Origin of the sequence: Thermohahella caldifontis (assembly GCF_041153465.1) — a bacterium.
In the GTDB taxonomy this organism is placed as follows: domain Bacteria; phylum Pseudomonadota; class Gammaproteobacteria; order Pseudomonadales; family Oleiphilaceae; genus Thermohahella; species Thermohahella caldifontis.
In genome coordinates, this window is sequence record NZ_CP154858.1 from 3,227,989 (window position 1) to 3,253,982 (window position 25,994).

Below are 25,994 nucleotides of genomic sequence, written 5' to 3' on the forward strand. Positions count from 1 at the left end.
GGTTGATTCCGTAGTCAGGTACGGAGTTAAGGTTAGCACAAACGAATCACACCGGAGTTATCCAATGCGTCCGAATACATTGTTGAAAACCGGCATCATCGGCACCGTTGTTGCGGCATTGTGCTGCTTTACCCCCGTACTGGTGGTCCTGTTCGGTGCCGTGGGGCTCTCGGCCTGGGTGGGGTATCTGGATGTGGTGCTGTTCCCGGCACTGGGCATCTTTCTGGCCATCACGGTCCATGCCCTGATCCGGCGCAAACGCAGTGAGGCATGTTGCCCCACGCCTTCGAATACACAGAGTGGAGATCATTCATGAACTGTTGCAATCAACCCCTGAACATTCTGGTCATCGGGTCGGGCGGAGCGGCCACGGCGGCTGCCCTCAAGGCTGCCGCGCGGGGGGCGAAGGTGACCGTCGTGGAGCGCGGCACCCTGGGCGGTACCTGTGTCAATGTGGGATGCGTACCGTCCAAGGTGCTGATCAATGCGGCCCATGTGGCTCATGTGAGGCGTGAAAGCCCGTTTGACGGCGGGATTTCTCCTGGGCAGCCGGCTATTGACCGCAAGGCGCTCGTGCAACAACAGCAGCAGCTGGTTGAGACCCTGAGGCAGGCCAAGTATGCGGATGTTCTGGCGCAGCATGACAATATTGAGGTGATCCGCGCGGAGGCCCGGTTCGAGGATGAGCGACATGTGCGCCTGAGTCTTCCGGATGGGCGCACGGAAATCCGCGCCTTTGACCGCTGTTTCATCGGTACCGGCGCCCGACCTGCTGTTCCGGAGATTCCCGGTCTGGCGGGATCACCCTTCATCACGTCCACGGAAGCCCTTGTGCTGGAGAACATTCCGCCCAGGCTGATCGTGCTGGGAGCATCGGTGGTGGCACTGGAGCTGGCTCAGGCCTTTGCCCGCCTGGGGAGTCGTGTCACCGTGCTTGCCCGCAGCCGTGTGTTGTCCAGGTGGGACGATGCGATCGGAACAACCTTGCAGACCCGGCTGGAGGCAGAGGGGATGGAAGTGCTGACGCAGGCGGGTGTTGAGGAAGTGAGGCATTACGGTGCGGTGTTCCATGTCCGGACCCGGGACGGCCTGCGTGAAGCGGAGCAGTTGTTGGTCGCGACAGGGCGTGTGCCCAACACTGAAGCACTCAATCTGGCCGCGGCGGGCGTGGAAACACGGGCTGGCGCCATCGTGGTGGACGAGTCTCTCCGGACTACCGCGGCACACATCTACGCTGCCGGGGATTGTACGACCTTGCCCCAGTTCGTGTATGTGGCGGCGGCCGGTGGAAGCCGGGCCGGGGAGAACATGACCGGAGGCGAGGTGACGCTGGATCTTTCCGTGGTCCCCGAGGTGATCTTTACGGATCCGCAGGTTGCGCGTGTCGGGCTGTCCGAGGCCGAGGCCCGGGAGCAGGGCATCGAAACAAAGGTCCGGACGCTGGCGCTGGCGCATGTGCCTCGCGCCATCGCCAACTTCGATACCGAAGGGCTGGTCACCATGGTGGCGGAAAAGGACTCCGGCCGGCTGCTGGGGGTTCAGATGCTGGCACAGAATGCCGGGGATGTGATTCAGTCTGCCGCACTGGCCATCCGGGCCGGGATGACGGTTCAGGAACTGGCATCGGAGCTGTTCCCCTATCTGACCATGGCCGAAGCCCTGAAGCTTTGTGCCCAGACCTTTGATCAGGATGTTTCGGCGCTGTCCTGCTGTGCGGGATGACAAAGTAAGGAACTGTCACGCTGAAATCTTCGTGTGAGGTTTTTGACTGGCAAAAAGTGACTTGTGTCACGTAAAAATGACTACTGCGTTCGCGTCGGCGGCGTAGACCGGAAGGTATAATCGGATCGCCTGGCAGGGAGGCCGATCCGGTGAAGTCCCCTGTCGAGCATAAAAAACGATAACTAATGACAGGGAAAAGGACTCGAAGCAGTATGAAAGGCCAGAACGACAACCTCGGCAGGCTGCGCAAGGCAGCTCTTTTCATGATTGGTGCGTTGGTCCTGACTGCATGCAGCAGCAGTGACGACCCGCAATCCGATACAAACTCGCCCGCGATTGTGGCGGAAATGATGTACCACGCCACGAGCGTTCCGGTGTCTACTGACTGCCCGGCAGGTGGCATTTATGTGGATATCGGTACGGATACCAACCGCAACGGAATTCTCGATACCAATGAAATCAAAAGAACGGATCAGATCTGTAATGGACGGAACGGTCAGGATGGTCGCGATAGTCTGATTGATGTCATGGATGAGCCGGCCGGTGAAAACTGCGCGGCAGGCGGCTACAAGCTACGTGTGGCGACTGACGCCGACCACAACGGCAAGCTGGATGATGACGAGCCCAATCTGCAGGTGAAATACCTGTGTCATGGGCTTGACGGAAAGGACGGTCAGGCTGGCCGCGACGGGCTTACTTCGCTGGTTGCCAATGAAGCCCTGACCTATGGTGATGACAACTGTCCAACTGGCGGTGTGCGTATTCGAACCGGTCTGGATCTGGACGGAAATGGTCAGCTGGCCGTGCCGGATGAAGTGCAGACGACGCAGTACGTTTGCAATGGTGAAAAGGGTGAGCCGGGCGTCGATGGGCTGACGACGCTGGTTCGCACCACCGTCATCACCGATAATACTGTCTGTCTCAACGGTGGCGTGCGTCTGGAGTATGGGCTGGATGACGATTTAGATGGGGTGCTCAGTGACGCGGAAATCGATAACGCTCAGAATGTCTGCAACGGTGTCAACGGAACTGATGGGCAAAACGGCACCGATGGCCAGAATGCCTTGGTGAAAACCGTGGCGGTGGCTCCGGGTAGTGAGTGTGCTGCCGGGGGACACGTATCCACTACGGGCGGGATGCCAACCGTAACAACACGCTGGATGCCGGAGAAGAGAGCGGCAGCACGCTTCTGTGTAACGGCCAGGATGGAACTGACGGTGTGAACGGGGTCGATGGCCTCTCCACGCTGGTCAGTTTGGTCTCGCTTGCCGAGGGCTCTGAGGTGTGCCCCAGTGGCGGCACACAGATCGTGTACGGCGCCGACAGCGATCGGGACGGTACGCTGGACGAGGCTGAAGTTCAGGGGCGTCAGAACGTCTGTAACGGGGCTGACGGCCGTGATGGCGTGGATGGTCGTGACGGCACCCCCGCACTGGTGAAAACCGAAGCCTTTGCGTCATCCTCTAACTGTCCGGCCGGTGGCATCACCATTCATCACGGTCAGGATCTCGATAACGATCAGACGTTGGATGAAAATGAAATCCTGGGCTCGACAGAAGTCTGCAACGGTGCAGACGGAGCCGATGGTCAGAATGGTGCTGATGGTCAGAACGGCTTCAATGCAGTCACTGCCACGCAAACCGTCATATCGGGTACGGAGGGCTGTGCCGCCGGTGGCGTCAAGGTCATTTTTGGCCTGGATGTGAACCGCAATGGCAGCCTGGATGCTGGTGAAGAGAGCAGCTCGCAGGTTCTTTGCAATGGGCGCGACGGTGTTGATGGCTCGGACGGGGTTGATGGGCAGGATGGTCTCAGCACGGTGATTGCCACGGAAACCAAGACAGCCGATAAAGACTGTCCCACAGGTGGTTTATGGATATACACCGGCCTGGATGACAACCGAAATGGCAAGCTGGATCTGCAGACTGAAAAGGATGCGACCGCCTACGTATGTAATGGTGTCATCCCGGAAGGCGTGGCCTGCTACCTGCAGAGTTATAACGACGGTTCCCGCTACTTGCAGTGCGGTGATGATGAACCGGTGTTGATCGAGGAAGGCATTGATGTGGTGGAGGTTACCATCGATGCCATCACAAATGGCTACCGGATCCGGGATCGTTGGGAAACCGGGGCGGGGCTCTCTAATCCGCAGTTCCGAAGCTATCGCAACCCCCATTACGTGTTCGAGGTTAATTCTGAATCCACGTTGACGTATCGCGTGAGTGCCGCCTCCGGAGGGCGAGTCATTCTCCTGGATGATCTCGGGGTCGTATTGAACGGTAGCTCGGGTGCTGTCAGTGGTTCGAAATCCCTTCAGCCAGGGCGATATATGGTCATCGCTGCGTCGGATTCAGAGGGGCAGGAAGAGCCCTTTGAACTGGAGTTAACCGGGGATATATCACGGCCACAAAAGGTTGCCAGTGAGTCAGTCTCTTTGACCACGCGTTGGGTGGATGGAACATATCAGAGTGCTGACACCGATCCGGATAACCTGTCTTCACGTAACCCATGGTTCAGCTTTACGATTACCAGGGACAGCTATGTGGATATCGCCCTCACCACGAGCAAATCCGTTGCCACTCATGTGATTGATGAATCTGGATTCCATCTGGGGCGTTCAGGTCGCCACAATGTGGTCTGGTTGTCAGCCGGTAACTACAAGATGGCCGTCACCGCCGATGCACAGGATGAGGTATTTGTGCTGAGATTGACAGGGCAGGTGGCGAACTTGATGCAGATCCACCCGAATGTATTCACCCATACCGGCACCATTGATTTTGGCTTTGGCAAAAATCCAAACACCTATCGGTATGGCCACTATACGTTCAGCATTTCAGAGCCGACACGTGTGGACGCCACGTTGAGCAACAGTATAAATAGTGTGTACCTGGCGTTACTGGATAACACGGGGCAGGTGTACATAGAAAGGAACGTCAACAACAAGGAATCTTTGGGTATTGGCCTGCTCCAGCCCGGACAGTACGAGATCATTGCCGGTGTGCCAGTGAACACGGCAACGGACGTCAACTATACACTAAAAGTGTTTGGCCTGGATGAGGCGCCAACCCAAGTGCAGGGAGCTGATTTCAATCATACGGGGACCTGGGATGCGGGCGGCAACAGCTGGCGTTACTATGACATTGATGTCACTGAGGAGACAGCATTGCATCTGGTGGTTCGGGATACCGAATTCACAACACCCTATTACCGTTTGCTTGATGAGCACGGTGTTGTCAGGGCATATGGCAGCATGAGTATGTCCAATGGTAAGACCGTGCACCAGTATATCTCCGATCCACTCCCCGTCGGCCGGTACAGGCTTGAACTCAAGAGTTACGACAATGTGGGAGGCAATTATGAGCTGCACGTGAATGGCCTGATTTCTGGTGTAGAGGAAGTGATCCCGCAATAAATGGCCCGCGACCTGCAGCGGGTAGTGAGAATTATTGCGTACCGCAAGCCCGGGGAGTTATCCCCGGGCTTTTTTATGTTGCTGGATGGGTTATCGCTTGTGGATCACGGATGGCTCGGTGCTGCAAAGCCGGTGGCCGTAATGGTGTCCCAGATACTTGCGTCGGAGAAATCCCTGGTGAACAGATCAAGCTGAAGACCGTCCGGTGGCGCCGGGTCATCCACTTCGACTGTATCGGAGCCATCCAGCGTACCATCCAGGTTCCTGTCGTAGTCGAAACCGAGGGCAGGGTAGTAGGTGCAGCTGTTGGTCGGTGCATAGGTGATGTCCGAGTTGTCCGTCACCGTGCTGTCCAGCTCGAACAGGTTGGTTGTCAGATTCTGGCGGATCACCTGTCGCTGTACCCTGTCTGCCAGTGTACTGTGGTCGTTACCCGGGCCGGCCCAGTTGCAGATCATGCCCTTGAACGTGGGTGCCGTGGTGGTCTGAACCCGATCGCCAAAACCGAAGTAGGCGGTACCATGCAGCGCACCGGTACTCTGGTCGGCAGAGAGGTTGAGCATCAGCAAACGGGTATGGGAATCCCCGCTTCCAGCCTGCCAGGCATAGAGATACTTGCCTTCACCCGTCTCCGGGGAAAAGTCGGCAACATAAATATTGTAATTGTCCTTCCAGTCCTGACCGGGATCCATGATCTTGGCGCCCGTCAGCGTCGATCCGGTTTCAACATCCGTGAGCGTGGTGTTGAGCAGATCAACGGCTGCCCTGACATCATCGCAGGTCGTGGCAGATTGATTCTTGATGGACAGGTCGCCGCTGCTGTCGCGGATGTAGTGAACAGAGCCCATTTCCGTCACTTTGGGATAGGTGGTCGAATTGCAGTTGCCTCCCGTGTTGGGTCGGTCGATCTTGTAGGTCATCACACCTTCCACTTCGCCCGTGGTGGCATCGGCGACCCGGTGCGTCAGGGCAAGCTCGACACTGGTGTTCCTGGTGCCATCGTCATACTCGAATGCCAGGTCATAACGCCAGAGGTTGGCATCGGAACTGTCATGTTCAATGGTGGCTGACAGGAAATTGAAACTGGACAGCCCCAGCCCGTTCAGCGCGGTCACCAGGTCCTCGCTGCTGCCCGCTGCAATATCATCCGGCCAGTTCTTGCCTGTGGAGGTTTCATATACCTGGATGAGGGCGGCCAGGCCAATCATGCCTGTCATGACCTTGTCCCGGGTTGCCTTCATGCGTGCGTTGAGCTGGGCTGCAGCGCAGGCTTCAGTCGTGGTGCCTTCGGTGTCTGTCCAGATACCCAGATCTCCCCCGGCAGTTCCCCCGAGTTCGGGGTTGCACCGTCCGGGTGATCCTTGTACTTCATGGCCGGGCCATAGCAGTTGGCCCGTCCCGGCTCCCGGAGCAGGTTATCCGGGCTGAGCAGGGTTGCACTCAGGGTTGCATCCCCGTCCATGAGTTCTGCGATCAGCTTCTTTGCGTTCTTGAGCGTGGGTGCCAGGGCACGGCCAGTGAAGGCAGTGGTGTCCGAGTCCACGGGCGACGCGACCACGACTTCGCTGGGAAAGGCCGCGGAGGCACTGTTGGCTGAAGAGGTTGTACCGGTCGAGCCGGATGACGAACTTCCGGAACTGTCAGAGGAAGAGCTCCCGCTGCCACCACATGCGGTGATCAGCGCGGAAATGGAGATGAAAGCGAGTGTCCGTAAAAAAGCGGGGCGGGTCATATCCTGTCTCCTTGTTGTTCTTGTGACTAAAATTTAAGCAGAATAATCGGGTGGGTGCCCCCGCTTTCTTAGACGGATTTCTGATAGGAGAGCGAGTGCTTATTCACTGATCCTGCATGATGTCCGGCTAACCGGACAGTGTCTGGGCGGCCGGACAGGATGGGGCTCATGGTGTGCAAGTGTCTGGTTCAGTGAGCAAGGTCTGGTTGCGCCGGGGGAGAAGGGACGGGGCGTGAAAAGAAGCATCCCGACCATGATGGGCGGGATGCTTGACGGACGTCTGTCTGGAAAAGGTTGTGTTCAGCCCTTCGCCGGAACCTGATGCAAGTGAACATCCCGCTGGGGGTAGGGGATGGAAATGCCCACTTCATCGAACCGCAGTTTCACATTTTCATGCATGTCGAAGTAAACCCCCCAGTAATCCGGCGAGTTGACCCAGACCCGCACCGTCAGGTTGACTGAACTGTCGCCAAGTTCCGAGACGGCAATCAGCGGAGCGGGATCCTTCAGAATGCGGCTGTCTGCCTCCACCAGTTTCTGGAGTTCCTGCTTGGCCTGACGCAGGTCATCGTCATAGCCAATGCCGAAGACCATATCCACCCGGCGCGTCGGCTCGGCGCTGAAGTTGGTCAGGGCGTCACCGGTGATCTTCGAGTTGGGAATGATGATGCGCTTGTTATCGGGCGTCTTGAGTATGGTGTTGAAAATCTGGATCTCATGCACCGTGCCGGTTTGGCCTGAGGCGGTCACGACATCTCCCACCCTGAAGGGCTTGAAGACCAGAATCATCACGCCGCTGGCAAAGTTGCTCAGGTTGCCCTGCAAAGCCAGGCCGACGGCCAGACCGGCAGCACCCAGTACCGCGATGAATGAGGTGGTTTCCACGCCCACCATGCCCAGCACGCTGACAATCAGCAGCGCCTTGAGACCCACGCTGGTCAGGTTGTGGAGAAACTTGGTCAGGGTCGGATCGAAGCGCGACGACAGGGCGCGATCGGAGGCGTTCAGTACCTTGTTGATCAGCCACAGGCCGATGAACAGGGTGAGCAGGGCCAGTATCAGCTTGGGACCGTAGGCCATCGCATAGCCGATGGCCATGTCGAGATACTGTTGCAGGCGTGCTTCATCCATAGAGGGGGCTCCTTGAGGTGAGGTCATCATGTTGTCGGAATCGGGAGGATGTTAGCACAGTGAGACCATAAATGAAAAAAGTGAACATTAATTCGGCGGTACCTTTGACATGAGTCATCGCAGTCTGCGTTCAAAGATGTTAAAAATGCATGGATTGAGCAAAAATAACCTTGCGTGCACTGTGCACAGCAACAGACGGAGAGTAGAGGATGAATATACTGGATTTGCCACGCAAACTGCTGTTCAGCAAGCATGCCGAAAACCGGGAAGCCGTACCCAGGGATCTGTTCCTGAATCCCAGGACAACGGATTGGTCCCATCTTGATCCCAAGTCACGCGAACTGATTGAAAAGACCATCGCCTTTTTCGAAAACAAGGGCAAGGCGAAGCTTAAGGAAGACGACCATGAACGCCGCTGGTATGCGGACTTTCTGGAATTTCAGAAGAAGGAAAAGCTGTTCTACACCTTCCTGACACCCGAAGGCTATGGTGACAAGGACTGCCGCTGGGATACCTGGCGCAACTGCGCGCTCAATGAGGTGCTGGGATTCTACGGCCTGGCCTACTGGTACACCTGGCAGGTCACCATCCTGGGTCTGGGGCCCATCTGGATCAGCAACAACGAGGCCGTGAAGAAGAAGGCGGCCCAGTTGCTCAAGAAGGGCGGCATCTTTGCATTCGGCCTGTCGGAGAAGGAGCATGGTGCCGACATCTATGCCACGGACATGATTCTGACACCCCAGGAAGACGGGACTTTCCGCGCCAACGGCAGCAAGTACTACATCGGTAACGGTAACGAGGCGGCACTGGTCTCCGTGTTCGGCCGTCGTTCGGATACCAATGAATACGTCTTCTTCGTGGTGGAATCCAAGCACCCCAATTATGAGCTGGTCAAGAACGTGGTGAACTCGCAGAACTATGTTTCCGAGTTCCGCCTCAATGACTACCCCATCACCGAGGCCGATATCCTGGCTCAGGGGCAGGACGCCTGGGACATGGCCCTGAATACGGTCAACATCGGCAAGTTCAACCTCGGCTGGGCATCCATCGGCATCTGTACACACGCCTTCTACGAGGCCATCAACCATGCATCCCACCGCCGGCTGTTCAACCACTATGTGACGGATTTCGTGCATATCCGTCAGCTCTTCACGGAAGCCTACGCCCGGCTGGCGGCCATGAAACTGTTCGCCCAGCGGGCCATTGATTACATGCGCATTGCCAGTCCTGAAGACCGCCGTTATCTGCTCTTCAACCCCATGGTGAAGATGAAGGTCACGACCCAGGGCGAGGAAGTGATCAACAACCTGTGGGATGTCATTGCCGCCAAAGGCTTTGAAAAGGACATGTACTTCGAGATGGCGGCACGTGATATCCGCGCCCTGCCCAAGCTGGAAGGGACGGTTCACGTGAACATGGCGCTGGTGCTCAAGTTCATGGGCAATTACTTCTTCAAGCCCAAGTCCTATCCCGAGGTACCGCGCATGGACAAGCCGGCCAACGATACCTTCCTGTTCCACCAGGGACCGACCAAGGGGCTGGGCAAGACACGCTTCCATGACTACCGCAAGGTGTATGACAGCTTCGATCTGCCCAATGTCAATGTGTTCAAGAAGCAGATCCGCACGCTCAAGCTCTTCCTGCTGGCGGGCAAGCCGAGTGCGGAGCAGCAGAAGGATTTTGACTTCCTGCTCAAGCTGGGCGAGCTGTTCACGCTGGTGGTCTATGGTCAGCTGATTCTGGAAAATGCCCGCATCGTGGGGGCCGGGGACGATCTGATCGAGACCATCTTCGATGTCATGATTCAGGACTTCTCGCGGCACGCCCTGCAGCTGTCCCTGAAGCCGAATGTGACGCTCATTCAGCAAACACTGTGTCAGCGCATGATTCAGCGCCCGGTACCCGATCCGGATCGCCAGGCGCGTGTCTGGAACACCCAGATTGCACCGCTGGCTGACACCTACGAAATGAATCCCTGATCTGTACAAAAAAGGGGAGACCGCAAGGTCTCCCCGAGCAGGGGGTGTGTTCTGATCACACCAGTTCGGCAAGCATGGACTCGTCGTACTCCCGTAGCGGCTCGCCCTTGCGAATCCGGCGGATATAGTCGGGGTTGGCAATGAAGGGCCGGCCAATGGCGACAAGATCAAAACGGCCGGCTGCAATGGCTTGTGCTGCCGATTCGGCGGTGTAGCCGCCCACGCCCACCAGTGTGCCCTGATAGTGCTCGCGCAGATAATCCGAGGCGCGTCCTCCCAGATAGTCAAACGTCATGCTGTCATCAAAGATACCCAGGTGCACATAGGCCAGGCGGCGTTTTTCCAGTTCCGGAAGCAGGTAATCGAATACGGCCCGGTCGCGCGGATCGCCGGTCAGGTTGAAGTAGGCACCCGGAGAAAGCCGGATCCCGGTGCGGTCCGCGCCCACCCGGCTTGCGATGGCATCCACCACCTGAAGCGCAAAGCGGGCCATGTTTTCCGGTGAGCCTCCCCAGTCATCCGTTCTCTGGTTGGTGCTGTGATGGAGGAACTGGTCGATCAGATAGCCGTTGGCACCGTGAATCTCGACACCGTCAAACCCGGCGTCCGCGACAGCGTTGACCGCTGCCTGAGCGTAATCATTCACCAGCGTGCTGATCTCCTCCGCCGTCAGGGCGTGCGGGGTTTCATAGGTGAGTTCGCGCATGCGCGGCACGGAGCCTTCCGCGGCAATGGCGGACGGGGCCACCGGTGGCTTGCCGGAGAAATGGCTGTGTGCTACGCGCCCGGTATGCCAGAGCTGCAGGAACATTTTCCCGCCGGCGTCATGGACGCGACGTGCCACGCGGCTCCAGCCTTCAATCTGTTCGGGGGTATAGATGCCCGGGGTGTTGGGGTAGCCCTGGCCGTCGGGTCGGATGATGGTGGCTTCGCTGATGATGAGGCCTGCGTCTGCACGACGTGCGTAGTAGGCTTCCATGGCATCCGTGGGCACCAGTCCCGGGCCGGCCATGCAGCGGGTCAGGGGAGCCATCAGGATGCGGTTGTTCAGGGTCAGGGTGTCGTTCAGGGTGTAGGGCTGAAAAAGAATGTCTGTGGTTGCCATCGGTGGGCTCCGTCAGTGCAGGATCATCTTGAATGTTTGTTCAAGATATATATTTTTGAATGGCTGTTCAAGATCTTTTTTGAATGTTTGTTCAGTTAAGCAGTACAATGGGGGCTCCGCCGTCAACCGTGAAGGGCATCATGCGTAAAGCCGAGTTCGACCGCGCCGACGTACTGCGCAAGGCCATGTGGGCATTCCAGAAAAAGGGTTACGCCAGAACCACCATGCAGGATCTGGTCGAGGCCACGGGGCTTCATCCCGGATCCCTGTACTGTGCTTTCGGTAACAAGCGGGGTATCCTGATGGCCGCCATCAGCCAGTATCAGGCGGACCGGGTCGAGCAGTTCGCGGCCTGTACGGCGGGGAAGGCGCCGCTTGAGGCGCTGCGTGCCTATCTGGATTCGGTGGTGGAGGAATGTGCCTGCTGTGAACCCCAAGGGGCCTGTCTGGTGGCCAAGGCCATCAACGAACTGGCCGAACAGGATGATGAGGTGCAGGCCTATCTGACCCGCATCATGGCGGAGCTGGAAACCGGCATTCACCAGCTGTTCGAGCGGGCCATGGCGGAACGGTCTTTGGCGGACGGGCCTGATGCGCGGCGCCGGGCCCGGTTTTTCATGATGGGGATCTATGGCCTGCGCACCTACGCACACACCCACCCCGGTCGGGATGTCCTCCGGGCGCTTGCGGACCAGCTGTTCGCGGCCACCACCCGCGGCCTGAGCGGGCACTGAAACCGGGGCACAGGGCCCCGGCCGGACGGACAACGTTACCGCTCAGGCGGTGTCATAGTTGTCGCAATCCAGGGAGAGGGCCTGCATCGGATCTTCAAAATGCAGGGGGCCTCGCCCGATCCAGCGGCACAGCCGCCAACGTCGCACGTTCATGGTCTCCTCCTTGCTGAACTTCAGCTCAGATGCCGTTGTTGTCTGACGTTGTATGGCGTGTTTCCCCTGTGATCACCCTCCACGGCCATTCAGCCACAAAGGATTAGAGCCGAAAACCTAAACAGGCGGTGGATGTGCTGAACCCCTGTGCGGATTCTTACCCGTTTCCGGCTGCCTGCGTCCGGGGTGCCGGGAGGCAGCGTGCCGGATCATCGGAACCGTTACCGGGTTGGTTTGGAGGCCTGTTCGGGTGCGCAGGCAGGTGCGGTCGGGCGGGTGTTGGCGACTGCCGGAGCCTCTGTCTCCAGCCTCACCGGGAAGGGCGCCGTCACCGAACCGGTGTACACGGACACATGCGGGAAGGGAATCTCGATACCTTCGGCATCAAAGCGGGCCTTGATGAGCTGGAGCAGCTCGCTTTTCACATCCAGATACAGTTCGCGGCGCACGAATACCGACAGCTGCAGATCCACGGAGGAAGCCCCCATGCCCGTGACCCAGACCTTGGGTTCCGGCTGTTCCAGACAGCGGACGTGGCTGTCTGCAATGTCCAGCAGAATCTGCCTGACTCGGACAATGTCCTCCTTGTAAGCCACGCCGACCGGCAGATCCAGGCGCCGGATGGGGTGGCGGGTGACGTTGAGGACGATGGACTTGATGAGTGTCTCGTTGGGGACCCGGATGGCAGTATTGTCCGGCATGCGCAGGGTGACCGACAGCCAGTCGATGGAGATGATTTCGCCCCGCTTCCCCTCCACTTCGATGACATCACCCACCCCGAAGGGTTTTTCGGCCAGCAGGAAAAGACCGCTGATCAGGTTGGATGTGGAGGTCTGGGCCGCAAAGCCGATGGCCACGGTGAACACGCCCGCGGCGCCCAGCAGTACGCTGAGCCGGAATCCCAGTTCCCGGAAGGCGGAAACCAGGAACAGGCCGAGAATCAGGTAGCTGACGACCTTTGACCAGATCTTGATGCGGGTGGGCGCCAGCTTGCCTTCCAGCAGCCGTTCGCTGCCATGGCGCGCAATGCGCGACAGCAGGATGCCCAGGACCAGAAGGATACCCGCCTTGAGCCACTGATCCGGCGCAATGCCGGCAAACATGCCAAACAGGGAATCATTGGTTTCCATCGCTTGTCCTCACTGTAACCAGCGCCCGAGTACGCGTTTCAGGCGACTCGTCTGGCTCTGTATGCGCGGTTCTGCCACCTTGCGCACGGTCCCGAGGTGATGCCAGGGGCGTGACCGCAGGGTGAGCTCGGCTTCCTTGCGCTCTTCGTTCAGTTCCACCGACACGTCATTGGTGCAGAGGAAGCCCTGGTCGTCCTCGTAAAGGGACAGATAGGGAACCGGCAGGCAGATCCTGTCCACCGAAATGGCTTTGGAGGCCTGATTGTAGATGTGCATGCAGGTCAGCACCCGGCCATGGGAACGGGAAACGGCGTCCAGATAAAGCCGTGCGAGGGTTTTCACCGCGTAACAGAGTTCACCCTCCATGGGGGTGGGGCCGAACCAGGTCTCGGTTTCCTCCCGCACGGGGACTTCGTGGTGCGCCGGCTGCCCCTCTCCCGGCAGGCTCACGTCCAGCCACAGGGAGGTGCTGCAGAACATGGTGATATGTGTACCGGGCGCAACCAGTATGGGGGAAAACGGTCGCACGACCACCGGCAGCGGGGCCATGCGAGGCAGTATGTCCAGGCGCGCACCGCTTTGCCCGACGGCATAACGGAAGGGCGGTGTGGCTGACGGAACACGATAGTCGGCCACGCATTCGGTACGGTTCAGATCCGGCTGCTCGAATGTCTGGGTGATCTGCCATTCCTGCAGCAGGCGGGCAATGTGCAGGCGCAGGGTACCGAGCCGGATGTGAAGGATCTGTCCCTCGTTCAGGTCGAGATAGTCGTTGAAAATCCGCATGGTGCGCCTTGCTGCTGACCGGAGGAGAAGAGTGTAGCAGAGTGGCCGGCGGACTGAACAGGCATGCGACTGGTATCCGCCCCGCAGGAGTGCTAGATTGCTGCCGGGCAGCGGTGCCTTGGGTCCCCCTGTCCGAACCGATTCCGGACTGACATAGAGAGAGACTGAGAGGATGTTGAACAAGCGCAGGGTAGCCGCGGTGATCGCTGTGGCCGGGTTGGCAAGCTTGCCGGCCGGACTGGCCTGGAAGGCCGAACAGCAGATTCGCGCAGAAGTCGCCGCCACCAATGAGGTACTGTCGGCCCAAAAGGTGCCGCTGCGGGTGGAGCTGAAACACTATGAGCGCGGCTATCTGCACTCCACCGGTGTCTATCGCCTGAACTGGCTGGATGGCGAGACCCGGGAGGTCGTCGGCTGTGTGGATCTGGCCAGCGACATGACCCATACACCGCTTCAGTTCTTCAAGGGGTTCTGGGTGGAGGCGCGCAGCACCCTGATCGCGGATGACGCCAAATCGGATTGTGCCTTTGCACAGCTGATCCGGAACACGCCTGCCGGGCAGGCGCTGTATGAGAAATTCGGTTCCGAAGGCCCGGTCGAGATCCTCTCCAGTATCGCCGTATCTGGCAGGCTGCATGATCAGGTACGCAGCCAGGCATTTCTTCTCTCAGGCGGTCAGGAGGAAACCGCCTGGGAACTGGCAGTGGAACCGCTGGATCTGGAAGTAGCCACGGATCTGGAGGGGCTGTTTCTCGAGATCAGTGGCACGTGGAAGGGGTTGCGTTTCCGGCAGGGGGATGAGGCCCTTTCTCTGGGTGGCCTGACGATCCGCACTGCCCAGCGCAAGGCACTCGAGGCGCTGGACATGGGGGAGATGCACCTTGATCTGACCGATATCCGTGCCACTTCCGCGAGCAAGGCATTCCCCGGCTTCGTGGCGGACAGGTTTACGGTCGGCACACTGACCGATCTTCGTCATGGGCGGCTGGTGACCACAACCGAGATGGTGGCAGCCGGCCTGGAAGTGGGTGACGTGGGCCTGGGTGACTGGCGGATGCGTGTATCGCTGGAGGATCTGGATCCCCGCGCGGCCAACGCGCTTGCGCTGCAGTTCCGGGCGCTGAACCCGGATACCGGCCTACCGGCAGAATGGGACACGGCGGAGGGCAAGGCACAGGCCAACCGGTCGTTGCAGGAGCTGTTGCGCCGGAGTGTTCTGAAAGTGGATCCGGTTCAGGTGAACCTCGAGGGTGAAACCGGTGAGCTGAAGGCCTCTTTCCGGCCGGTCAATGTGGAAGCACTGGATCTGGATCGTCTGCAGCAACAGCCCATGTTCGTGATGGGTTTGTTCGAGGGCGAGGCAGAGCTGGTGTTCGGGCAGGCGTTTGCCCGCAAGTTCGGTGTGCTGCCCCTGCGGCTCAAGGCTCAGGAAGCCGGAGTCACGCCTGAACAGATGAGTGCCATGGTTGTGCAGCAGACCCTTCAGACGGACAGCATGTTGGACAATTTCGTGGCGCAGGGCATGCTCACCCGGGACGACAGTACGGGCCTGTATCACCTGAAGCTCACCTATGCGAAGGGTGAGCCGCGCATCAACGGGCAACCTCTCCGATAAATCATTCTCCTGCCGGCTCCGCTGCAGGCCGTGCTGCGGAGCCGGTCTTCCGGCCGGGTGTCACCTGGGCATAGATCATTGTCGACAATAAGCGCATCATGTATTGAGTTTTTGGGCTTGAATGGCTATTGTTGTCGACAATAAGTCATGAGGAGAGCTGCTTGATGCGTGATGTGCCCCTGGTGACCCATGCGGACCGGACCTTTGTTGCCCTGCGGGACGCCATTGTCGATGGCCGGATCGCGCCGGGCAGCAAGCTCAGCGAGCAGGAACTGGCCGCACGCCATGGCGTGTCCAGAGCCGTGGTCAGGGAAGCCCTGAACCGGCTGGTGGCCTGTCGTCTGGTCGAGCGCCGGGCCAATGTGGGCGCCCGCGTGGTCCGTCTGACGGCGGACAGTCTGGTGGCACTCTATCAGGTACGGGAGGCGCTGGAAGGCATGGCTGCCCGGCTGGCCGCCCTCAACATGACCGACGAGGAGATCCGCGCGCTGCATGCTCTCCTGGATGCCCATCAGGCCAACTGCCTGAAGGCGGGCGAGACCTATTATCAGGAAGCGGGCGACGTGGACTTCCACTACCGCATCGTGGTGGGCAGCAAGAACGAGCAGCTCATCAGTCTGCTCATGGACGACACCTATCACCGGGTTCGCATGTACCGTGTCCAGTTGGGCATGGCCGGCCCCCGGGTCACCACCGCCTTTGACGAACACCGCCATGTGGCGCGCGCCATTGCCCAGCGCGATGCGGAGCTGGCAGAAATGCTCATGCGTCGCCATATCCAGTACACCTGCAACACCCTGTTGCAACGCATTCAGAGTGAGACCCCCGATGAGTGAGACCAGGATGAACAGTCTTTACCGCAAGCCCCTGCCGGGCACCGACCTTGACTACTTCGACACCCGCGCCGCCGTGGAGGCGTTGCGGCCGGGGGCCTGGGACACCTTGCCCTATACCAGCCGCGTGCACGCGGAGAATCTGGTGCGCCGCTGCGATCCGGACATTCTCGAAGAATGTCTGCTGCAGATTGTGGAGCGCAAGCGCGAGCGTGATTTTCCCTGGTATCCGGCCCGGGTGGTCTGCCACGACATTCTCGGACAGACGGCATTTGTGGATCTGGCCGGTCTGCGGGATGCCATTGCCGCACGGGGAGGAGATCCGGCAAAGGTCAATCCGGTGGTGCCCACTCAGCTGATTGTCGACCATTCGCTGGCGGTGGAATATGCCGGCCATGACCCCGATGCCTTTGCCAAGAACCGGGAGGTGGAGGAACGCCGCAACGCGGATCGCTTCGACTTCATCTACTGGACACGGAAGGCCTTCCGCAACGTGGATGTGATTCCTCCCGGGAACGGCATCATGCACCAGATCAACCTGGAGCGCCTGTCGCCGGTGATCCAGGTACGCGATGGTGTGGCCTTCCCCGATACCCTGGTGGGAACGGACAGCCACACCCCGCACGTGGATGCCCTGGGTGTCATCGCCGTCGGCGTCGGGGGGCTGGAAGCGGAAAGCGTCATGCTCGGACGGGCATCCTGGATGCGGCTGCCGGAAATTGTCGGCGTGGAGCTGACCGGCAAGCCGGCGCCCGGCATCACGGCAACGGATATTGTGCTCTCTCTCACCGAGTTCCTGCGCAAGGCGCGGGTAGTCTCCAGCTATCTGGAGTTCTTCGGCGAAGGGGTGCGGCATCTGACGCTGGGCGACCGGGCCACCATCTCCAACATGACGCCCGAATACGGGGCCACGGCGGCGCTCTTTGCCATTGACGCCAATACCCTGGACTACCTGCGACTGACCGGACGCGAGCCGGAACAGGTCGCCCTGGTGGAACGCTACGCGAAGGAAGCGGGCCTCTGGGCGGACAGTCTGAAGGATGCCCGGTATGACCGGGTGCTGACCTTTGACCTGTCCACGGTTGAACGTACTCTGGCCGGCCCTTCCAACCCCCATCGCCGGGTACCGGTGCGCGAGCTGGCCGAGCGCGGCATCGCCAAACCGGTTGAAATGCCGGAAGACGGGCGCATGCCGGAGGGCGCAGTGATCATTGCGGCTATTACCAGCTGCACCAACACCAGTAACCCGCGCAACGTGGTCGCCGCCGGCCTGCTGGCCCGCAATGCGGTTGAAAAGGGGCTGATCCGCAAGCCCTGGGTCAAGACCTCCCTGGCACCCGGCTCCAGGGCGGTGGAACTGTATCTGAAAGAGTCCGGCCTGTTGCCGAGCCTGGAACAACTGGGCTTCGGTATCGTCGCCTTTGCCTGTACCACCTGCAACGGCATGAGCGGGGCGCTGGACCCGAAGATTCAGCAGGAAATCATCGAACGGGATCTGTACACCGTTGCCGTGCTTTCCGGAAACCGGAACTTTGACGGCCGTATTCATCCGTATGCCAGGCAGGCCTTTCTGGCCTCGCCTCCGCTGGTGGTGGCCTACGCCATCGCCGGGACCATTCATTTTGATATCGAAAAGGATGTGCTGGGTCACGACAGCGCCGGCAACCCGGTGACCCTGAAGGACATCTGGCCCAGCGACGAGGAAATAGATGCCATCGTCGCCCGCTCGGTCAAACCGGAGCAGTTCATCAGGATCTATGACGAGATGCTCAAGCCGGCAGCGGATGCGGGTGAAACCGTCTCTCCGCTCTACAACTGGCGTCCCATGAGCACCTACATCCGCCGGCCGCCTTACTGGGAAGGTGCCCTGGCGAAGCCACGCCTGCTTCGCGGCATGCGGCCGCTGGCCATTTTCGGGGATAACATCACCACGGACCACATTTCCCCGTCCAACGCCATCCTGCCGGACAGTGCAGCCGGTGAATACCTCGCCAAAATGGGCCTGCCGGAGGAGGACTTCAATTCCTACGCCACCCACCGGGGTGATCATCTCACCGCCCAGCGGGCCACCTTCGCCAATCCCAAGCTGCTCAACGAGATGGTCAGGGATGAAAAGGGAGAGGTGATCCAGGGCTCCCTGACCCGGCTGGAGCCGGAAGGCAAGGTCATGCGCATGTGGGATGCCATTGAAATCTACATGGAACGGGAGCAGCCGCTGATCATCATTGCCGGTGCCGACTATGGTCAGGGATCCTCCCGCGACTGGGCCGCCAAGGGCGTGCGTCTGGCCGGCGTGGAAGCCATTGTCGCAGAAGGCTTCGAGCGCATTCACCGGACCAACCTGGTGGGAATGGGGGTTCTGCCGCTGCAGTTCATGAACGGCGATACCCGTCACACCTACGGTATTGACGGCACGGAAACCTTCGATGTGGTCGGGGAGCGGGCGCCGGGGACCACGCTGACACTGGTCATCCGCCGTCGCAACGGGGAAAGCCTTGAAGTGCCGGTGCTGTGCCGTCTGGACACGGCGGAAGAAGTGAGCATCTACGAGTCCGGCGGCGTGCTGCAGCGCTTTGCTGATGATTTTCTCGCGGCGGAAGGGCAGGGGCAGTCATGAGCGGACAGATTCGCATTCCCGCCATGTACATGCGTGGCGGCACGAGCAAGGGGGTGTTCTTTCGCCGTGAAGATCTGCCCGAGGCGGCCCGCGAGCCCGGCCCGGTTCGGGATGCGCTGCTGCTGCGGGTCATCGGCAGCCCTGATCCCTATGGCAAGCACACCGATGGCATGGGCGGAGCCACCTCCAGCACCAGCAAGGTGGTCATTCTGGATACCGCGACACGCCCCGGGCACGATGTGGATTACCTGTTCGGCCAGGTCAGCATTGATCAGCCTGCCATTGACTGGAGCGGCAACTGCGGCAACCTGACCGCGGCCGTCGGCGCCTTTGCCATCCACGCCGGCTTCATCCCCCGGGAGCGGATCCCGGATAACGGGAGCGTGACTGTGCGGGTCTGGCAGGCCAACATCGGCAAGACCATTCTGGTGACCGTGCCGGTCCGGGATGGCGAGGTACTGGAGACCGGGGATTTCGAGCTTGATGGCGTGACCTTTCCGGCGGCAGAAGTGCAGGTGGCCTTCATGGATCCGGCGGAGGGTGAAGGCGCCCTGTTCCCGACGGGTAATCTGGTGGATACGCTGGACGTCCCCGGATTCGGGACGCTGGAAGCGACACTCATCAATGCCGGCATCCCCACGGTTTTCGTGCGGGCCGCCGATATCGGCTACACGGGTACCGAACTGCAGCCGGATATCAACAATGATGCGCAAGCCCTGGCGCGCTTTGAAACCCTGCGCGCGTACGGTGCCCTGAAGATGGGCCTGATCCGCGATCTGTCCGAGGCCGCCGGCCGGCAACACACGCCCAAGATCGCCTTTGTGGCGCCGCCGGTCACCTATACGGCCTCAAGCGGCAAGGTGATCGGGGCTGGCAGCATTGACCTGAACGTGCGGGCCCTGTCCATGGGCAAGCTCCACCACGCCATGATGGGAACCGCTGCCGTGGCCATAGCAGTAGCGGGCGTCATTCCCGGCACGCTGGTGAACGAAGCGGCCGGCGGGGGCGAGCGCGACAGCATCACTTTCGGGCATCCGTCCGGGACACTCCGCGTGGGCGCGGAGGCCGAAGCAGTGAACGGTCAGTGGGTGGTGCGCAAGGCCATCATGAGCCGCAGCGCCCGTGTGCTGATGGAGGGCCGGGTGCGTGTGCCTGAGGACGTCCCGGGAGCATGAAAGCCCCCGGAACGTGACGGTTCGCGCAGAGAACCGGACCTATGGCGACTGCTTCAGGCGCTTGATTTCACAGGACCTGTCGTGGTCACCGTTCTCCCAGAGAAGAACCGTTTCGGCAAGACCACCGCGTTCAGGCACCGGCGTGAACTCCAGCAGACCCAAGGATGGGGATTTGACCCGTACGGTGACGGTCAGCATGTAGTCCGAATCCAGAATGAAGTCGTAGGTGTCCAGCAGCACGGCAGCACGAGGCGCGACATTCCGATAGCTCCGGCAACCTTCCGTCGCGCTCGTATCTTTCCCGGCAGTGGTGCTGTCCCCGTCGGGAATGTGGCATCCCTGATTCAGTGTGATCGGCGTGTCATCAATGGTGGTAAATCCCCCGGGTGAGGCAATCACCCACTCCAGCATTTCTCCGGTATCGTTGACCAGGTAGAGACCGCAATCCTTGCGGGTAATCCAGAGCAGTGGGCGTCGATGTTCAACGGGGCGGTTGGGCGCGGGCGGACCGAAGCGGGTCGGACGGTCATGGGGCGGGATCCAGTGGAAAAAGTCATTCAACACAGGTGTGTGATCCATCATGTACCTCCGGTTTGTGATTGAAATGCCCGCTGATTGAATCGACAGCCTCACCGCAGGTTCAGATTAACGCAAGGGTGCGTCATACCGTGACGCACTCATCCCTTACCCTTTCAACCCTGATTTCTCGTGGCGGCCTTTGGTATGATGCTCGGACTGACATGACAGAAAAAAACAGGGAGTGTGAATGAGCGCGAATCAGGAGACGATTTTTCGTTATCTTTCCCTGCTGCAACTGATCCCTCGTTATCCGGGCAGCCGTGATACCCGCTCCCTGATGCAGGCACTGAGCGGACAGGGTTTTCAGGTCAGCATGCGCATGCTCCAGCGAGATCTGGACAAGCTCTCGGGCATGTTTCCACTGATCTGTGACGATGCTCAGAAGCCCTACAAATGGTCCTTTGACCGGGACTTCAAAAGCAACCTGCCGGCGCTGGACACTCCGAAGGCGCTGACTCTGGTGCTGGCCGAGCAGTACCTGAAGCAGCTGCTGCCCCATGCGGCACTTCAGCAGCTTCAACACGAATTCGAGTCTGCACGCCGGCACCTTGAGGCATTGGAAGGAAACCGTCTGGCCAACTGGTCGGAGAAGGTGATGGCCGTGCCCGAGGGCAATGTTCTGCTGCCTGCCGAGTGTGACGAACACGTCTGGCAAGCTGTCACGGATGCCTTGATTTCCGGGCGGGCGCTGGAGGTGCGTTATCTCAGTCGCAGCAAGTCGGAAATGCACGATCTCACGTTGCACCCGCAGGGTATCGTGGTTCGTTACAGGGTCACGTATTTACTGGCCATGGCAGAAGACTATGTGGATGTTCGCCAGTTCGCATTGCACCGTATACAAAGTGCGTGTGTGAGCGAGCAGCCTGGGCGTGTCTGCCCGGACTTTCGTCTGAGGGATTATGTCCATCGCGGGGCTTTCGGCTACCCCATGAGCCCGGATCCGGTGGTGCTGTGCGCACGTGTCCGGCCTGCCGTTGCCTGGTTGCTCAGGGAAACGCCTCTGAGCGACTCGCAGGTACTCTCTTCCGAGCCGGACGCTGAGGGGTGGTATCAGCTGGAGGCCCGGGTACCGGATGATCGGCAGACCCAATGGTGGCTTCAGAGCATGGGGGCGGAAATTGATGTGCTGGAACCCCGGACCTGGCGTGATGCAATTCACCGGCAGGCGAGACAGATACTGGGACAGGAAACAGGGCAGGCCAAATGAACAGCAAAATGAAAAGCGACATGACGAATCTGCATTATGACATTATCGGTGACATACACGGGCACTATGCACCGCTGGTCCGGTTGCTGGAAACGCTTGGATATCGTCAGCAAGAGGGGGTGTACCAACACGCCCGGCGCAAGGCCATTTTTCTGGGTGACTTCATTGATCGCGGCCCCGAACAGAAGCAGGTTTTGAACACCGTCCGCCGCATGGTCGACGCGGGCCAGGCCCTGGCGGTCATGGGGAATCACGAATTGAATGCCATCGGCTATGCCACGCCCCGGCCGGAGCAGCCGGGCGAGTGGTTGAGACCACATTCGGAGAAAAATACGCACCAGCATCGGGCCTTTCTGGATGCCGTTCCTGATGAAGCCGAACGACGTGAGTGGATCGACTGGTTCCTGACGCTGCCCCTGTGGCTTGATCTGGGGGGACTCAGAGTGGTGCATGCCTGCTGGGACGAACGGGCACAGGAGGTCCTCAAGCCCTGCCTGAACAGGCACAACCAAATTGTGAGCGAATGCTTGCCTGCCTTGTTTGCCGAAGGCACACCCGTTTACGAGGCGCTGGAGACCTTGCTCAAGGGCAAGGAAGTTCGTTTGCCGGCGGGGCAGATTTTCCATGACAAGGATGGTCATGAGCGAAACTGTATTCGCATCAGATGGTGGGATGCCGGTGCGACGACCTATCGGTCAGCCTTTATGGGGCCGGAGAGTGTCGCGACACACATACCGGACGAACCCCTTGGGGTGGAGCATCTCATTGAATATGGTCATCAGGCACCGCCAGTCTGCTTTGGCCACTACTGGATGGAAGGGACACCTGCCCCGCTGGCAGCCAATGTGGCCTGTCTGGACTGGAGTGTGGCCAAGCCGGGTGGACGGCTGGTGGCATACCGGTGGGACGGTGAGCGGCAATTCAAACCGGACAAGTTTATTGAGGTAAAGCGAGATGACACCTGAAACCGAACCCGACACTGAAACTCATGCCGAGATGGCCTCATGGGAGGAAGAACTTCACACGCGCGTGGACGAGATCCTGTTCTATCTCTGGGATCCGCTCAATCTTGCCCACAGTACCTGGGTGCGGGACGAATTCACCCGATATGTCCCGGAAGTTGTGAAAACTGCGACGTCCGCTGACTCACCGGAGCCCGTCAGGGCGCTGTTGACACAGTTGAGATGCCAGCGCCTGGGTCAGGATCCGGATGATGCCAGAGACCATGCCATCGCTGAGCTCATCTACGCCTTGAGTCACAATCTGTTTTACTTGCCGGGGAGGCGGTTATTCGAGGTGGACTGACCAGCGAGACTAACCGAATCTCTTGTCCTGGATCAAATCCAAATGAGAATGATTCGATATAATGGTTGCAGATCGTATCATTCTCACACCCTGATCATCAGGACACGCCATGACCTCAACCATCCGGCTCAAACCCCGTACCCGCTGGCGCGTGATCCACATGGCCGGTCTGCCGCCGGCGCTGGGCAAGCGCATGCAGACACTGGGGCTGTTGCCGGGTACCACGCTTGAGCTGGTGCGCTGTGCGCCGCTGGGAGATCCCTGGGTCGTGCGGGTGCGTGGGGCGCTGTTTTCCCTGCGCGGAGAGGATCTGAAAAAACTGGTGGTGGAGGCCGTCGATGGCTGAGAAAACCCTGGCCCTCGTGGGCAACCCCAACTGTGGCAAGACGACCGTGTTCAATGCGCTGACGGGTGCCCGCCAGCGGGTGGGCAACTGGCCGGGGGTGACCGTGGAGAAGAAGACGGGCGCCTTCACCCATGACGGGACCACCTGGCGCGTGGTGGATCTGCCCGGCACCTATGCACTCCATGCGCCGGAAGAGGCGTCCGTGGACGAGTGGATCGCCAGCGAATACGTTCACTCCGGCGAGGCCGATATTCTCGTCAATGTGGTGGATGCCACCACGCTCGAACGCGGGCTTCTGCTCACCACTCAGCTGCTGGAAACGGGGCGGCCGGTCATCGTGGTGCTGAACATGATGGATGTACTGCGGGCGGATGGGCTGGACGTGGATGTTGAGCTGCTTTCCCGGGAACTGGGGTGCCCCGTGGTGCCGGCTGTCGCCAAGCGCAGGCACGGCCTGCAACCCTTGCTGGAGGTGCTGCAGCATCCCGTTCAACCCGCATCGGGCCGGCCCTGGGGTGGTGAGGCGGGATGCGAAGGTGAGCTGCAGGCCCGCTTTGCCTGGATTAGCCAGCTCTGTGCCGGCGCCGTGCACCAGGCGCAGGGCATGCGTACCGATGTCACCGGCTGGGTGGACCGCATCGTGCTCAACCGGCTGCTCGGCATTCCGGTCTTTCTGGGCATGATGTACCTGCTGTTCATGGTTGCCATCAACGTGGGCAGTGCCTTCATCGATTTCTTTGACGGTGTGGCGGGGGCCATCTTTGTGGATGGCGTCACCTGGGCCATGAACAGCATCGGCGCGCCCGGCTGGGTGACCACACTGCTGGCCGGGGGAGTCGGCAGCGGCATCCAGCTGGTTGCCAGTTTCATCCCGGTCATTGCCTGCCTGTTCTTCTTCCTGAGTTTCATGGAAGGTTCCGGTTACATGGCGCGTGCCGCCTTTGTGGTGGACCGGGGCATGCGGGCGCTGGGGCTGCCTGGCAAGGCTTTTGTACCATTGATTGTCGGGTTCGGATGCAACGTGCCGTCGGTCATGGCAGCGCGGACGCTGGACACGGCACCGGACCGGCTGCTCACGACGCTGATGGCGCCATTCATGTCCTGTGGTGCACGGCTGACCGTCTATGCACTCTTCGTTGCGGCTTTCTTTCCCCACGGCGGGCAGAACGTGGTGTTCGGTCTTTACCTGCTGGGCATTGCGCTGGCCGTGGCGACGGGATTCCTGCTGCGTCGCTATCTGTTTACCGGAGAGACCACGCCTTTCATCATGGAGTTGCCCCGCTACCATCTCCCGGGTCTTCGCTATCTGCTCTCCACGACCTGGCATCGTCTGCATGGCTTTGTGGTTCGGGCGGGCAAGGCCATTATCGCTGCCGTGGTCGTGCTCAACCTGCTGGCATCGGTGGGAACGGATGGCCGCATCGGGCAGGTGAAGGTGGATGAGTCCCTGCTGGCGGGTGCGGGGCGGCTGCTGACGCCCGTATTTGCGCCCATGGGGATCGAGCACGACAACTGGCCGGCGACGGTGGGCATGTTCAGCGGGGTTTTTGCCAAGGAGGTCGTTGTGGGCACCCTGGACACGTTGTACCGTGCCCGGCAGGGTGATCAGGATCTGGCGGAACCGCCGACACTCGCCGCCATCTCGGCGCGGGTGGCGGGTGCTATGGATTCCGTGCCGGCCAACCTCGCAGGTCTTCAGGATGTGCTGACGGATCCCCTCGGGCTGGCCGCCGTGGGAGATGCCGAGTCGGCGGTGCATGCCGCCGGCGTATCCGATGCGGCGTTCGGCCAGCTCAAACTGGCTTTTGCCGGCACCGCCGGTGCGCTGGCCTACATGGTGTTCGTGCTGCTTTACACGCCCTGTCTTGCCACGCTGGGTGCCATCGCCCGGGAGCAGGGTCGGTTCTGGGCCGGCTTTGCCGCAGTCTGGACGTTCGTGACGGCGTATGCGGTTGCCGTGGGCGTTTATCAGGTGTCCCGGCTGGCCGCATCGCCCCTGGAATCCGTTGGCTGGCTGGTGGCCATGGCGGCCCTGCTGGGTACAGGCTATGCCGTGCTTCTGCACAAGGCTCGTCCCCGGGTCCGGCGGATGGTGCGCATACCTGCCGTCTGTCTGGACGAGGAAGAGGACTGTACGGCTGCCAAGTGCTGTCATTGACGGGCGCAACGCCTGACCCCCTCCTCTGATCCGGAATACGTTGCGGGATGAGGGGGCTCCTGTCTGTTTCCCGTTCCCCGGGTTCTCCTTCATGCTGTCAGAGTCTGTCGTTGTGCCGGGTCTGATGGTCCGGCACCGACACAGGACCTCTGCGTACCTTCGATCCCTTTATGTCATTCCTTCGGGCGCCTTGGGCAGGCGCATCTCCAGTAGTCTTGACATTGTACAAGAGATTAAATTGTATAATGGCGTGTGAGGTGCTAAGGTGTACATGA

Annotated in this window: 22 protein-coding genes; 15 read left to right on the forward strand and 7 right to left on the reverse strand. The window is 60.0% G+C overall.

Going from position 1 to position 25,994, the window contains the following annotated elements:
* Nucleotides 1-64 precede the first annotated feature (64 nt).
* The 4 genes from merF to AAIA72_RS15715 all read left to right on the forward strand — a co-directional run bounded on the left by merF (nt 65) and on the right by AAIA72_RS15715 (nt 5,134).
* Nucleotides 65-316, forward strand: coding sequence for a mercury resistance system transport protein MerF (gene merF, locus AAIA72_RS15700; RefSeq protein WP_369601225.1), 252 nt, complete (start codon nt 65-67; stop codon nt 314-316).
* Nucleotides 313-1,722, forward strand: coding sequence for a mercury(II) reductase (merA, locus tag AAIA72_RS15705; protein WP_369601226.1), 1,410 nt, complete (start codon nt 313-315; stop codon nt 1,720-1,722). The genes merF and merA overlap by 4 nt, the downstream gene beginning before the upstream one ends.
* 212 nt (nt 1,723-1,934) lie before the next feature.
* Nucleotides 1,935-2,945, forward strand: a complete 1,011-nt coding sequence (locus AAIA72_RS15710) for a hypothetical protein (RefSeq protein WP_369601227.1) — start codon at nt 1,935-1,937, stop codon at nt 2,943-2,945.
* Nucleotides 2,942-5,134 (forward strand): hypothetical protein, encoded by a 2,193-nt coding sequence (locus AAIA72_RS15715; protein ID WP_369601228.1) that lies wholly within the window; start codon nt 2,942-2,944, stop codon nt 5,132-5,134. Before AAIA72_RS15710 ends, AAIA72_RS15715 begins: the two co-directional genes overlap by 4 nt.
* Before the next feature lie 104 nt (nt 5,135-5,238).
* Here the strand turns inward: AAIA72_RS15715 and AAIA72_RS15720 are convergent, their stop codons facing one another.
* The 3 genes from AAIA72_RS15720 to AAIA72_RS15730 all read right to left on the reverse strand — a co-directional run bounded on the left by AAIA72_RS15720 (nt 5,239) and on the right by AAIA72_RS15730 (nt 7,997).
* Entirely contained in the window at nt 5,239-6,351 is a 1,113-nt protein-coding gene (locus AAIA72_RS15720; RefSeq protein WP_369601229.1) for a hypothetical protein, read from the reverse strand.
* A 20-nt stretch (nt 6,352-6,371) separates the two neighbouring features.
* Nucleotides 6,372-6,866 (reverse strand): hypothetical protein, encoded by a 495-nt coding sequence (locus AAIA72_RS15725; protein ID WP_369601230.1) that lies wholly within the window; start codon nt 6,864-6,866, stop codon nt 6,372-6,374.
* A gap of 300 nt (nt 6,867-7,166) precedes the next feature.
* Nucleotides 7,167-7,997: a mechanosensitive ion channel family protein gene (locus AAIA72_RS15730; RefSeq protein ID WP_369601231.1), complete on the reverse strand. Its 831-nt coding sequence runs from the start codon at nt 7,995-7,997 to the stop codon at nt 7,167-7,169.
* A gap of 209 nt (nt 7,998-8,206) precedes the next feature.
* Between AAIA72_RS15730 and AAIA72_RS15735 the strand changes: the two genes are divergently transcribed.
* Nucleotides 8,207-9,976, forward strand: a complete 1,770-nt coding sequence (locus AAIA72_RS15735) for an acyl-CoA dehydrogenase (RefSeq protein ID WP_369601232.1) — start codon at nt 8,207-8,209, stop codon at nt 9,974-9,976.
* A 55-nt stretch (nt 9,977-10,031) separates the two neighbouring features.
* On the opposite strand, the gene AAIA72_RS15740 is transcribed toward AAIA72_RS15735, so the two are convergent.
* Nucleotides 10,032-11,081 carry an alkene reductase gene (locus AAIA72_RS15740; protein ID WP_369601233.1) on the reverse strand — a complete coding sequence of 350 codons (1,050 nt, stop codon included), beginning with the start codon at nt 11,079-11,081 and terminating at the stop codon, nt 10,032-10,034.
* A 140-nt stretch (nt 11,082-11,221) separates the two neighbouring features.
* Between AAIA72_RS15740 and AAIA72_RS15745 the strand changes: the two genes are divergently transcribed.
* Nucleotides 11,222-11,815 carry a TetR/AcrR family transcriptional regulator gene (locus tag AAIA72_RS15745; RefSeq protein ID WP_369601234.1) on the forward strand — a complete coding sequence of 198 codons (594 nt, stop codon included), beginning with the start codon at nt 11,222-11,224 and terminating at the stop codon, nt 11,813-11,815.
* Nucleotides 11,816-12,189: 374 nt separating this feature from the next.
* On the opposite strand, the gene AAIA72_RS15750 is transcribed toward AAIA72_RS15745, so the two are convergent.
* Nucleotides 12,190-13,098 carry a mechanosensitive ion channel family protein gene (locus tag AAIA72_RS15750; RefSeq protein ID WP_369601235.1) on the reverse strand — a complete coding sequence of 303 codons (909 nt, stop codon included), beginning with the start codon at nt 13,096-13,098 and terminating at the stop codon, nt 12,190-12,192.
* 9 nt (nt 13,099-13,107) lie between these two features.
* Nucleotides 13,108-13,884 (reverse strand): hypothetical protein, encoded by a 777-nt coding sequence (locus tag AAIA72_RS15755; RefSeq protein ID WP_369601236.1) that lies wholly within the window; start codon nt 13,882-13,884, stop codon nt 13,108-13,110.
* 172 nt (nt 13,885-14,056) lie between these two features.
* Here AAIA72_RS15755 and AAIA72_RS15760 point away from each other — a divergent pair, with 172 nt between their 5' ends.
* The 4 genes from AAIA72_RS15760 to prpF all read left to right on the forward strand — a co-directional run bounded on the left by AAIA72_RS15760 (nt 14,057) and on the right by prpF (nt 20,124).
* Nucleotides 14,057-15,499, forward strand: a complete 1,443-nt coding sequence (locus tag AAIA72_RS15760) for a DUF945 family protein (protein WP_369601237.1) — start codon at nt 14,057-14,059, stop codon at nt 15,497-15,499.
* Nucleotides 15,500-15,663: 164 nt separating this feature from the next.
* Complete coding sequence (locus tag AAIA72_RS15765) at nt 15,664-16,335, forward strand: GntR family transcriptional regulator (RefSeq protein ID WP_369601238.1); 672 nt, start codon at nt 15,664-15,666, stop codon at nt 16,333-16,335.
* 7 nt (nt 16,336-16,342) lie between these two features.
* Nucleotides 16,343-18,949, forward strand: coding sequence for a Fe/S-dependent 2-methylisocitrate dehydratase AcnD (gene acnD, locus AAIA72_RS15770; RefSeq protein ID WP_369603021.1), 2,607 nt, complete (start codon nt 16,343-16,345; stop codon nt 18,947-18,949).
* Nucleotides 18,946-20,124: a 2-methylaconitate cis-trans isomerase PrpF gene (gene prpF, locus AAIA72_RS15775; protein ID WP_369601239.1), complete on the forward strand. Its 1,179-nt coding sequence runs from the start codon at nt 18,946-18,948 to the stop codon at nt 20,122-20,124. Before acnD ends, prpF begins: the two co-directional genes overlap by 4 nt.
* 39 nt (nt 20,125-20,163) lie before the next feature.
* Here the strand turns inward: prpF and AAIA72_RS15780 are convergent, their stop codons facing one another.
* Nucleotides 20,164-20,703 (reverse strand): hypothetical protein, encoded by a 540-nt coding sequence (locus AAIA72_RS15780; RefSeq protein WP_369601240.1) that lies wholly within the window; start codon nt 20,701-20,703, stop codon nt 20,164-20,166.
* A 187-nt stretch (nt 20,704-20,890) separates the two neighbouring features.
* Between AAIA72_RS15780 and AAIA72_RS15785 the strand changes: the two genes are divergently transcribed.
* The 5 genes from AAIA72_RS15785 to feoB all read left to right on the forward strand — a co-directional run bounded on the left by AAIA72_RS15785 (nt 20,891) and on the right by feoB (nt 25,719).
* Complete coding sequence (locus tag AAIA72_RS15785; RefSeq protein ID WP_369601241.1) at nt 20,891-21,910, forward strand: helix-turn-helix transcriptional regulator; 1,020 nt, start codon at nt 20,891-20,893, stop codon at nt 21,908-21,910.
* A gap of 20 nt (nt 21,911-21,930) precedes the next feature.
* A complete protein-coding gene (locus AAIA72_RS15790) occupies nt 21,931-22,875 on the forward strand; it encodes a metallophosphoesterase (RefSeq protein WP_369601242.1) in 945 nt (314 codons plus the stop codon).
* Complete coding sequence (locus AAIA72_RS15795; protein WP_369601243.1) at nt 22,865-23,215, forward strand: hypothetical protein; 351 nt, start codon at nt 22,865-22,867, stop codon at nt 23,213-23,215. Before AAIA72_RS15790 ends, AAIA72_RS15795 begins: the two co-directional genes overlap by 11 nt.
* A gap of 109 nt (nt 23,216-23,324) precedes the next feature.
* Nucleotides 23,325-23,561 carry a ferrous iron transport protein A gene (locus AAIA72_RS15800; protein ID WP_369601244.1) on the forward strand — a complete coding sequence of 79 codons (237 nt, stop codon included), beginning with the start codon at nt 23,325-23,327 and terminating at the stop codon, nt 23,559-23,561.
* Nucleotides 23,554-25,719 (forward strand): ferrous iron transport protein B, encoded by a 2,166-nt coding sequence (gene feoB / locus AAIA72_RS15805; protein ID WP_369601245.1) that lies wholly within the window; start codon nt 23,554-23,556, stop codon nt 25,717-25,719. Before AAIA72_RS15800 ends, feoB begins: the two co-directional genes overlap by 8 nt.
* Nucleotides 25,720-25,994 lie beyond the last annotated feature (275 nt).